Source organism: Streptomyces cupreus, assembly GCF_014257025.1.
In the GTDB taxonomy this organism is placed as follows: domain Bacteria; phylum Actinomycetota; class Actinomycetes; order Streptomycetales; family Streptomycetaceae; genus Streptomyces; species Streptomyces cupreus.
Window position 1 is genome coordinate 1 of the sequence record NZ_JACMSF010000147.1, and the last position, 3,072, is coordinate 3,072.

The following is a 3,072-nucleotide window of genomic DNA, read 5'->3' on the forward strand; positions in this document are numbered from 1 at the left end:
GAGCTCTGCTAAGGTCTGGCACCGCATCCCGCCTTCGAAAATGCTCCAGCCTCTTTCTATCTAGAGGAGGAGGCTGGAGCAGATATCAGGCGGCCGGAATTTCAGACGGGCGAAGTGTCAGAGTGGGCTGCCGACCCGGGTCCGCCGCCAACACGGCGGCCCTCCTAACTTCGCCGATATGCTTTGCCATTTCCTCGACCGTGAAACGGTCGTCCGTAACGCGGGGAGGATTGACGTGACCGTAGGCTCCCTGAGTAGTCAGTTCTACACCTACACCGAAGGCATGGACACACAGGATCCGCACCTCGACTACACGCCCGACCAGGTCAGGGCCCAGTTTCCCCCATTGTGAAAGTGGGAGATCATGGATATCTCGACCTTCTACCACGGCGCCCACAGCTTCTCCTTGTTCAGCGTCAGCCGGTTGAAGAGGTCAATCTTTGCATGTGGGATCTCCCATTCCAAGCCGGGGCCGCCTTCATGCAGAAGCCCAGTGCCGAAATGCTTTTCAAACTCTGAACGCCCGAATGTGAACTTGGTGTAGAAATCCTCATGCGTACCTACCGCATAATCAGCATACTTCTGCGCTACGTCCTCAGTCCCGACGTAGGCGTAACCGTTGCCGCCCGAGTGCCTAGCCGGGTTGAGCCCGTTAGCGAGTTCGTCTGACCCATTTCCCTTCTGCGCAGCCCGATAGACGTGAACCAGGTCGTCAGCGTCACCTGGTCCACAATTGTGAACCAGGACCGGCGTGGTCCCCGCCAGCACATAGTACGTGTGCAGGTCGTCAACAGTGAGGTTGTAGGTGGTGTGGGATTTCTTGGTGAATGCCCTGTTGGCGGTGATGATGACCGTGGCATCATCGTCGGTTCGCAGCGTCATCCCTGGCTGCAGGCCAGCTGCAGGTATCCACGCGAGCTCCGAGGGCGACCAGAACGGGTGTTCGTGGGTCGCCGTGAGCGTCTCGATTCCACTTTCAGTGGCGATCGAGAGTTCGTTGAAGAGCTTGTCGTCTTCTGTGACGATGGTGCTGGTTACCTCGCGCGGGCCCTGCTTGCCCGTCTCCGGGTCGGTGGCCAGTACCTTATCGCCGAGCTCGATTTCTTCGATGTTTTTCGTTGTCCCGTCCGCCATGACGACGGCCGTGCCAGCAAGGAAACATTGACACTTGGGGAGTGGAACGTCGTTCTTCTTCTTAGCGAGATTGCTGAGGAGCTTTTTGCTCAGTGTCCTGACGGCTCCGCCGACATTGAACATGCTGTAGACGTCGAGTCTGGTTAGGGTGTCCTGGTAGAGCGAGGAATCAGTGTCGACGCCCTTGCTGTCGATGAATTCGTCGTATGCGTCTGTCGCACCGCTGCAGTCTTCGATCCAGCACCATGGGCTGGCGTTGGACATGGCTTCACCGGCATCTGTGAACCAGTGGCCGATTGCCCCAACGACTTCTTTCCAGCCTCCGCGTGCCTGGGGGTTATCCGGCTCACCGTCATTGGCATTGCACGCCACGGTGAATATGTATCCCCCGGAGGGTTGAATGCACGTCCCGCCACCGAGTGCGCTTGGGCCGCTATTTGCAGTGCCCGCGTTGGACGTCTGGCCGGAGGAAGTAGTGCCTCCTCCGAGCGCGGTTCCGACCACTTGAGCGATGATGATGCCGGCGATGATGGATTCGAAGAAATTGCCGTCCGGGTCGGAGAAGGTGACGGGGTTGTTGTTGCTGTAGGCGTATCCGTTGATTTGCTGGGGGTCTTTCAGGTCGCCGATGGGGTCGACGCTGATGAACCGTCCAGTTGCTGTGTCGTACTCGCGGGATCCGATGTGAGTGAGGCCGGTGGGGTCTTCGGTGCCTCCGACGAAGCCCTTCTCGCCGCGCCAGGCAGCTGGCTTCTTGCTGCCGCGGTCCTCGCCGAACGGCTTGGTCGGGCGGCGGGTGAGGGCCTGGGTGGTGGCGTCGATCTGGAGAGTGGCGGTGCCGTGGTGATCGGCGGACAGCCAGGTCAGGTTGGTGGGAGTGCGCATCGCCACGTTTTTGCCCGCATGTGTGTAGTAGCGGGTGGCGGTGACGTTGCCGCTGGTTTTGTCGAGGCGGAGTTCGGTCTCGGCCAGGTAGAGAGTGGTACCGGTGGCATCTCTGCGGATGAGCCGGTTGCCGTCGCCGTCGTTGAGGAAGGTGGTGGTGGCGCCGCTGGCTTCAGTGACCTTTTGCAGTTCGCCTTCCACATCCCAGTCGAGGGTCTGGATGGTGCCGTTGAGGTTGCGGGTCTTGGTGGCGCCGTTCTCCCAGTAGGTGTAGCTGTCTTTGATCTGGGTGCCGGAAGCCAGGCTGGTGACCGTGTTGTCCAGGGCGTGCGGGCGGGGTTGGCTGGTGGTCTTGTAGGTGTAGTCGGTGGTGGCCGGTCCTCCGGATGCAAGGTGGTTGGTGGCGGTCTTGCGGTTTCCGGCCGAGTCGTAGGTGAAGCTCTGCCAGTACGGTGCGCGGCCGCCGACGCTGCTGGTGGTGGGAGCGGTGGCGCAGTCGCTGGCGGCGGTCCAGGCGGCCTTCAGCCGGCGGTGTCCGTCGTATGTGAAGCACTGCTTGTCGCCGGGGCTGGTGGAACGGTCGTCGATCTCGGTCGGGTTTCCGGCCTGGTCGTAGCGGTAGTTGATGTCGGCGTCGGTGCCGGTGTGGGTTTCGGAGACGACGGTCTGTCGGGACAGACGCTGGGTGCCGTCTTCGTAGGCGTAGTTGACATCTGTCCAGTCGGCGGTGGAGGAGACGCCCAGGGTGGTGCGGATGTGCTCGCCGGCCGGGAGGTAGTCGGTGTTCTGGACGATGCCGGTCAGTCCCTGGAGGGTGTCCGGGAGCCGGGTGGAGGTGTAGCCGTAGGTGAGGGTCTCGGCAGCAAGGCCGCCCATGGCGGGGATGCTGCGCTTTTGCAGGGTGCCGTCGAGGTTGTAGCTGTTGTTGATGACGTACACGCCGGTGCCGGCGAGGGCTCCTTCCTTGGTGCTGACCGTGTATTGCTCCTTCAGCACCCGGTTGAGCTTGTCGTAGGCGGCGTTGGTGGTGGCGTAGACGTCGCCGGTCTTGCC

General features: G+C 61.6%; 1 protein-coding gene. It reads right to left on the reverse strand.

The annotated features are described in order from the left end of the window. Positions 1–381: 381 nt before the first annotated feature. Positions 382–3,072, reverse strand: a 2,691-nt coding sequence (locus H4N64_RS43965) for a polymorphic toxin-type HINT domain-containing protein (RefSeq protein ID WP_260860451.1), incomplete at its 5' end; no start/stop codon positions are given.